The sequence below is a fragment of the Cyanobium sp. BA5m-21 genome (genome assembly GCF_024346235.1).
Lineage (GTDB): Bacteria > Cyanobacteriota > Cyanobacteriia > PCC-6307 > Cyanobiaceae > Cyanobium_A > Cyanobium_A usitatum.
In genome coordinates this window covers 1-6,060 of sequence record NZ_JAGQCO010000081.1, presented here as the reverse complement: position 1 = coordinate 6,060, position 6,060 = coordinate 1, and the positions used below count along the sequence as shown (strand labels likewise).

General features: G+C 59.7%; 10 protein-coding genes and 1 pseudogene. 6 read left to right on the top strand and 5 right to left on the bottom strand.

All coding sequences use genetic code 11. The features are described from left to right. Together KBY72_RS13870 and KBY72_RS13865 are read right to left on the bottom strand one after the other, a co-directional pair. The coding region (locus KBY72_RS13870) for a hypothetical protein (RefSeq protein ID WP_254993817.1) at positions 1-601 on the bottom strand (601 nt) is incomplete at its 3' end. Positions 602-766: 165 nt separating this feature from the next. Then, on the bottom strand, positions 767-1,438 hold the full coding sequence (locus tag KBY72_RS13865) for a DoxX family protein (RefSeq protein ID WP_254931583.1): 672 nt from the start codon (positions 1,436-1,438) through the stop codon (positions 767-769). Positions 1,439-1,610: 172 nt separating this feature from the next. On the opposite strand from KBY72_RS13865, the gene KBY72_RS13860 reads away from it, so the two are divergent. The 6 genes from KBY72_RS13860 (at position 1,611) to KBY72_RS13835 (ending at position 4,612) form a co-directional block, all read left to right on the top strand. Next, the gene (locus KBY72_RS13860) at positions 1,611-1,874 is read left to right on the top strand and encodes a hypothetical protein (protein WP_254961159.1); all 264 of its coding nucleotides are present in this window, start codon (positions 1,611-1,613) and stop codon (positions 1,872-1,874) included. Between the two features lie 226 nt (positions 1,875-2,100). After that, entirely contained in the window at positions 2,101-2,814 is a 714-nt protein-coding gene (locus KBY72_RS13855; protein WP_254961157.1) for a lysophospholipid acyltransferase family protein, read from the top strand. A gap of 22 nt (positions 2,815-2,836) precedes the next feature. After that, on the top strand, positions 2,837-3,679 hold the full coding sequence (locus tag KBY72_RS13850; protein WP_254961208.1) for an alpha/beta fold hydrolase: 843 nt from the start codon (positions 2,837-2,839) through the stop codon (positions 3,677-3,679). A gap of 107 nt (positions 3,680-3,786) precedes the next feature. Next, a complete protein-coding gene (locus tag KBY72_RS13845) occupies positions 3,787-3,972 on the top strand; it encodes a hypothetical protein (protein ID WP_254961156.1) in 186 nt (61 codons plus the stop codon). Positions 3,973-4,006: 34 nt separating this feature from the next. After that, positions 4,007-4,141: a hypothetical protein gene (locus KBY72_RS13840; RefSeq protein ID WP_254993816.1), complete on the top strand. Its 135-nt coding sequence runs from the start codon at positions 4,007-4,009 to the stop codon at positions 4,139-4,141. Between the two features lie 252 nt (positions 4,142-4,393). Continuing rightward, a complete protein-coding gene (locus tag KBY72_RS13835; protein ID WP_254931587.1) occupies positions 4,394-4,612 on the top strand; it encodes a hypothetical protein in 219 nt (72 codons plus the stop codon). A gap of 83 nt (positions 4,613-4,695) precedes the next feature. Here KBY72_RS13835 and KBY72_RS13830 read toward each other — a convergent pair whose 3' ends face one another. The 3 genes and pseudogenes from KBY72_RS13830 to KBY72_RS13820 form a co-directional block, all read right to left on the bottom strand. Beyond that, the gene (locus tag KBY72_RS13830) at positions 4,696-5,328 is read right to left on the bottom strand and encodes a methyltransferase family protein (RefSeq protein ID WP_254961155.1); all 633 of its coding nucleotides are present in this window, start codon (positions 5,326-5,328) and stop codon (positions 4,696-4,698) included. 148 nt (positions 5,329-5,476) lie between these two features. Beyond that, the gene (locus KBY72_RS13825; protein ID WP_254961154.1) at positions 5,477-5,743 is read right to left on the bottom strand and encodes a hypothetical protein; all 267 of its coding nucleotides are present in this window, start codon (positions 5,741-5,743) and stop codon (positions 5,477-5,479) included. Positions 5,744-5,852: 109 nt separating this feature from the next. Next, positions 5,853-6,060 (bottom strand): annotated as a pseudogene (locus tag KBY72_RS13820) (photosystem II q(b) protein); the annotation flags it as partial.

Below are 6,060 nucleotides of genomic sequence, written 5' to 3'. Positions count from 1 at the left end.
AGGTCGCCATCGGGTCGGAGCTGAGCGCTTCCGTTGGCAATACAAGGCGTTGGCCTCCGTAGGTGAGCCCCACACAGGTGAGGCTGGCGTCGTCGCCCAGCAGGCTCCAGAGCACGGAGATCAGGTTGCGGTCGTAAGGCGCAGAACTCAGCTCCTCAGGACAATCGACGATCGAGCCCGGCTTCAAGGTGAGGTGCAGGCCACGCTCCCAGCTCAGGAAGGTCCCGTCATGGGTGGGGTAAAACCAGCAGGTGGTATTGCTCAGCTCGCTTAGCGCCACGCGATCGACGCACCGCAGGCAGGTTGGGTCCTCCGTATCGCCCTGGTAGACACCGAGCCAGTGGTGCCGGGGTTCGATCCGAACCACCAGTGCTGCGCAGAGCAACTGAGTGCCATCACTGCTGCGGCGTTGCTCCCCGGTAAGACGACCATCGAGGGGAAGCAGCCCCAGATCGGGATGCTCAGAGCCCCGGTTGAAGATCCGCAGAGCGAAACCAGTGGAGGGCCCTGCGGCCTGCGCTTGCTGCAGAACCTCATGAGAAGTGGTGGCGTCAGGCAGCTGTAGTGCCGGGGCTACCACAAAGATCAGCGGTGGGTTCATGGCTATAGCCGTGAGTCAGGGCAGTAGCTGGGGTGCCAATCCAACAAACGTGGCAGGGAGGCAGCAAAAGCCAAGGATGCTTGCATCAATTTCCCCCTACCGATTCGGTCCCTGTTGATCGAGGGAGGTGAGTCCAGAGGAAGAAGGCCAAAGCAACACGCCCGCTCATCCGCGGGCGTTGGAGTTGACGGTCACCGGGATGGCGCGCAGCTCGCCAGCGTCCAGTGAGGAGAAAGCAGGCTCAAGGTCATTGGTCGCGCTGAGGTCGTCGAGCACAGCCGGCACGATGCCGGCATCGAAGGAGAAGCGACCGGGGCCGTTGAACAGCAGGGCGAGGCTGCCGCCTAGATAGAGGACCACCAGCTCCAGCACATAGATGTTGAAGCCGGCTGTGGAGATGTGCTGATAGGCCGCCACCGTCATCGTGCCGCTGAGGGCCAGGGCACCCACGGGCGTAAGCAGGCCGAGGATCACCAGCCAGCTGCCAATCAGCTCCGAGAAGCCGGCGGCGTACGCGAAGAACAGCGGGAAGGGCAGGTGCAGCGAGGCCACATAGGTGTTGGCGAACTGCTGAGGATCGGCGAGCTTCTCCTGGCCGTGGTGAATCATCAGCCCGCCGATGCTCAGGCGCAGCAGCAGCAGACCGACGGAAGCCAGCAAACCTGGGCGCTGCAGGTAGGCGCGGACGGCAGGCGCCACTGCTGCGAGCCCAGCTAGAGGCGCAGACCTAGAGGCGGGAAAGTCAATTGCGACGAACCTGTTCATCGAGATGAACCAAAGGGCGACACAGGCGGCCATGAAGCCGCCGAACAGTTCGAGCAGGGTGTACGTGGACACGGGGTGGGAGGTCGTTTTCAAAAATCATGGCAAGCTTCATTAAGGAACGTGAAGCGCCACGGACATCCAGCCCAGCCTTGTCATGGCGGAACTTCCGGGCGGCGGCTCGGAGCCCCAGGCCTCACGGATGCTCCGCCCGCCCACCAGCATGTAACTAGTTCGTTACAAAACGATGACCACTGGCGAACTGTTCCTCGAGAGCCTGAGCTCCGGGGTAATCACCCAGGCTGAGATCGACTGGCTGCTGAGCCAGCAAGATCACTTTGCCAGGACTGAGCAGGCAGCTATGCAGCGGCTGGGCCGCCTGCTCGATCAAGGGGAGATCCAGGTGGGCTGCCGGGTAGCACCGCAGCCACATCTGCCGCTCCAGGCGCTGAACGAGTGGACCGACCCGCTCGAACCAAGGAACCGATCCTCCCTGGCCCTGGCCGCCTGACGACAAGTCGATAGGAGGGGCGTTTCCAGTTTTTCCGACAGGATCGCCCGTCCATCAGCGCTGAAAGCCAAAAGGCTCAATTGTGCGCCTAACCGCCAGAATTTAAGCTTGCAACGGCCCCTTTTAGCTACAGAGTATTTGCAGCATAGATATATGAAATCCTCTTGAAAAGGGAGAGGCAGTATAAATACTTGGACAACATTTTCGTGAGTGGCAAGCAGCAAGCATGAAACATCCCATCCCTTTGCAACTGTCTCGCAGCCTGCTGGATGCCGCTGGAATATCAGTTTCGTTGCACAATCTTGAGAGAATACCTACCAAAAACAAACTTCTAATTGTCAGCAACCATCGCAGCCTGCTTGATGCTCCACTGCTGATGACGGCGATCGGCCGCCCTGTGCGATTCGCCTGTCACTATTACATGAGTCAAGTGCCGCTACTGCAGCAGGCAATTGCCTTGATGGGCGCCTTTCCGCTCGAGGCAGATCAGAGAAGGCAGGCATCGTTCTTCCGGCAGTCGGCCAGGTTTCTGCAAGCCAATCAGGTGGTGGGCGTGTTTCCTGAGGGTGCGGATCCGATGGTGAAGACCAACGCCCCTCAGCAGCTCAGCCCGTTCTACAGGGGTTTTGCCCATTTAGCCCTGAAGGTGCCGGTAGATGGCCTAGCGATCCTGCCGATTGCCATTGCTTCAAGGGAGGAAAAACGGGGAAAGCTTGCCCCGCTTGCCTTGTTTCGGCGCTTTGATCCATCAGAAGCACTGTTTCAACGCGATGGCTGGCATTCTGCAATCCTCTATCGGCATGTTGATGTTCTCTTTGGCCATCCTCTGCTGATCGACGAGAGTTGGAAATCTCGGTATCGAGGTAGCGGCGGAGCTACTACAGCGCGAGAGCTCACCCAAGCCTGTTGGAGCCAGATCGCTGAATTGTTGGCCCGCTGATGCTTATTAGTACTCCTTGATCATGATCGCCACCCCGAAGTCTTTGCGGCTCCTTGCTTGTACACCCGTAACGGCATCACGACCGCTGTTTGTCTTTTTGCCGGGCATGGATGGCAGTGGTGCGTTGCTGCAACCACAGGTTGCTGGACTCAGCACTGGCTTTGACATTCGTTGCTTGTCTATTCCTCCAGACGACCTCAGAGGATGGGAAGAATTGACCGAGCATGTCGCCGCACTGATCCAGATGGAGCAGCAACGGCATCCTGGGCGAAAGACCACAATTTGTGGTGAATCGTTTGGTGGTTGTTTGGCGTTGAGATTGATCACACGCTTTCCGAAGCTGTGTGACCAACTGATTCTGATCAATCCCGCCTCCTCAGCTCAGCGTCATCCCTGGATCGGTGCCTGCAGCTCTTTGACTCAGCTGCTGCCCACGCCGATCTACCAGCTCTCCACCTTCAGTCTGTGCAATCTGCTGATTGCATCCCATCGGGTCAGCAGGCACAGGCGGCATCAGCTGCTGGCCGCCATGCAGGCTGTGAGGCCTCAAAGCGCTGCCTGGAGATTGGCATTGCTTAAACAGTTCCGCCTGGAGGATCTGCCCCTGGATCGCGTGCGTCAGCCTGTTTTAATCCTGGCCTCAGAAGCGGATCGACTCCTGCCTTCTCAACGCGAAGCGAAGCGATTGGCACGCTTTCTTCCAGACACCACAATCGTTCAGCTTCCGAATAGTGGGCATGCCTGCCTTTTGGAGAATCAACTCAATTTGTCTGCCATCCTCAAGTCGCAGGATCTGTTTTCTGATCTGCCGGCGTCCACGTTGCCAATAGACGCGCCAGCCCAGGCGGCTGCAGCCCTCTGGTAGCCCGGTCGCGTGGTTGAAGCCTGCGACACAGGAATTGGAATCATGCGGGAAACCGGCCGCGCCTGGCGTTACCACTGCTTAACATTTCGAAACATTGCATCAAGGCCATGCTGGATTGTGACCTCAGTCGCCAGTTCGTTGTTGAGACCCAGGCAAGAGCCATCGATGCCTGCAACGACGTGGACGAGCTCAGGCGCATCGCCAAAACGTTGCTGACGGCTTGGCATCTGCAGACCGACATGACGCGGCACTTTGGCGCCCAAGCTCTGGGCATCACCCCTCCATCGCCATAAGCCTGTCCACCTTGGCGGTGGGTGGCTCAACGTCGTGGGCCAAGTCGACGCCGTACGCGCTTCCCTACTGCGGCGTGTCAGTCGTGTAGCGGTGATCAACTGCCTGGAAGTGCCTTGGCGGTTTATCGGCACAATTTCACCGGCGTTTGCACAAGCTCCCGCCTCCTGAACCCGCCGACTGCTGGTGATCTGCCCCATCGCCATGGGGCTCTGTCCATTTATGCAGCTCAAACCGCGGCTGCGGGGCTGACTTGGTCAGACCTACGAAAGGGTGCTGCAGCGCCGGATGGGTCTATTGATCACTGCGGTGGCGATGCAGATTCTGGTGAACGGACCAGAGGCTGTTTCCCGATCCTGGCCCGAGAGGGGCTGGGAATGGCAGAGAATGAGCCAGGCCAGTTCCTGATTACTCTCCAACGCCATGCCTGCTGATGTGGTGATCGGGGGGACAACGCTGCGATTGGCAAGGCGAAGCGATGTCGCCGTTGCCCTGCGTGTGGCAGCCCATTTCCAGCGCCGCATCGCTGAGGACGACTGGCGCCCCTATCAGAGCAGAAAGGATGCGGTACGGGTCTGGACCCGGCTGGGCGGCATCCGCATTCAGGTGATGGAAGCGCTGAGCCTGTTGAACGAATCCTGAAGCTCTGCTGCGCCCACAGCACAAGGGCATTACGGGCACGCAGGGCAGGTCGGCTGAGAGCCAGGGTCTGCTGGTTCCTGAGCTCACCAGATGCCTGGCAGCAGCCTGGCGCTGCACTGCTGCCAGGCGCTGAATTCCGGGTATTTCGCTGCCATCTGCTTCTCCTTCTCGCCGATGCGCTGCAGGTAGATCAGCAGCACCAGAGCCGGCACCAGGTAGGCCCAGATGTTGCCGGCCACCACCGCGAAGCTCAGGTAGCGCAGCAGATCGCCCAGGTAGTTCACATGGCGCACGCGCCGCCAGATGCCATCGCTCACCAGGCCAGCCCCCATCGCCTTGGCGGTGGTTTTCTGCGCATCGGCGCTGGCGTTGATCAGGCTGCCGAAGCTGAATAGAACCAGTGCCAGGGCCACGGCGACCTGGGATATAGGCACGGGATTGAGAAAGGCCAGCAGCCCCGGCAGGCTGTAGAGCACGCCGATGAACAGCAGGGCGAAGCCAAAGCTCACCACCCCTACGCGCTCGTTGAACAGTTGGCGGGCCCGCTCGGGGAAAAGCCACTGCTCCAGCAACCACCAGAGGCAGTAGCTGATGTGCAGGCTGAGGTAGAGCACCTGGCGCATGTCCTGCACCCCGATCACTGCCGCCAGCACCAGCAGCAGCACAATCGTGAGCGCCTTGGCGGTGTTGATTGCCGTGAGTTGGCTCCAGCCCATTAACACAACCGCGGTGGCGTCACCCTACCGGCGCGTTCAGTTGGGCCAGGGCCGCGGTGGCTGTGCAGGCCACGCCATCCTCAGCGGCGAGCACCTGGTTCATCACAGGCTCCAGCGCCGGGGCGACTTAAACCGCCATGGCTGGCGATCAGGCTTGTGCGGACCGACGTCGCTGTATGGCGACAAACGCAGCGCCACCGCCCGCCAGGAGTAGCCCACCGCCGATGGCCAGAAACACCAGGGTCTGGAGCAGCAGCAGGAAGATCTCGAGCGCCGAACCAGCCACGATTTGAATTCTGGCCTTTATCAGCAGGGTGAGCAGCAACAGCACGGTGCCTTTAAGAGCCAATACCTGGGCTGTAGTGAACAGGCAGAAGGGATTGAAAAGCACGGCGAGAGTAAGAGCTTGTCCCATCGTGGCGGGTGATAGATCGAGGTAGTGCACCCAGCCAACAAAAAAGCCCCCTTATTCAAGGGAGCTTTTGGGATTCCGTATTACCCAGCCGTAGCTGGGCTGTTGACTATCAACCTATTGCAGGTGCGGTTAGTGCCACGGGTGTGGCAGTAGCTGCTGCAAGGTCAAGCGGGAAGTTGTGAGCGTTGCGCTCGTGCATCACTTCCATACCCAGACCAGCGCGGTTCAGAACGTCTGCCCAGGTGTTCACCACACGGCCTTGGCCGTCGAGGATCGACTGGTTGAAGTTGAAACCGTTGAGGTTGAAGGCCATCGTG

Excerpts from the sequence above, each read along its gene's own strand:
- KBY72_RS13860 (WP_254961159.1), top strand. The coding sequence starts at position 1,611 with ATGACCACTGGCGAACTGTTCCTCGAGAGCCTGAGCTCCGGGGTAATC.
- KBY72_RS13855 (WP_254961157.1), top strand. The coding sequence starts at position 2,101 with ATGAAACATCCCATCCCTTTGCAACTGTCTCGCAGCCTGCTGGATGCC.
- KBY72_RS13850 (WP_254961208.1), top strand. The coding sequence starts at position 2,837 with ATGATCGCCACCCCGAAGTCTTTGCGGCTCCTTGCTTGTACACCCGTA.
- KBY72_RS13845 (WP_254961156.1), top strand. The coding sequence starts at position 3,787 with ATGCTGGATTGTGACCTCAGTCGCCAGTTCGTTGTTGAGACCCAGGCA.
- KBY72_RS13835 (WP_254931587.1), top strand. The coding sequence starts at position 4,394 with ATGCCTGCTGATGTGGTGATCGGGGGGACAACGCTGCGATTGGCAAGG.
- KBY72_RS13830 (WP_254961155.1), bottom strand. The coding sequence starts at position 5,328 with ATGGGCTGGAGCCAACTCACGGCAATCAACACCGCCAAGGCGCTCACG.
- KBY72_RS13825 (WP_254961154.1), bottom strand. The coding sequence starts at position 5,743 with ATGGGACAAGCTCTTACTCTCGCCGTGCTTTTCAATCCCTTCTGCCTG.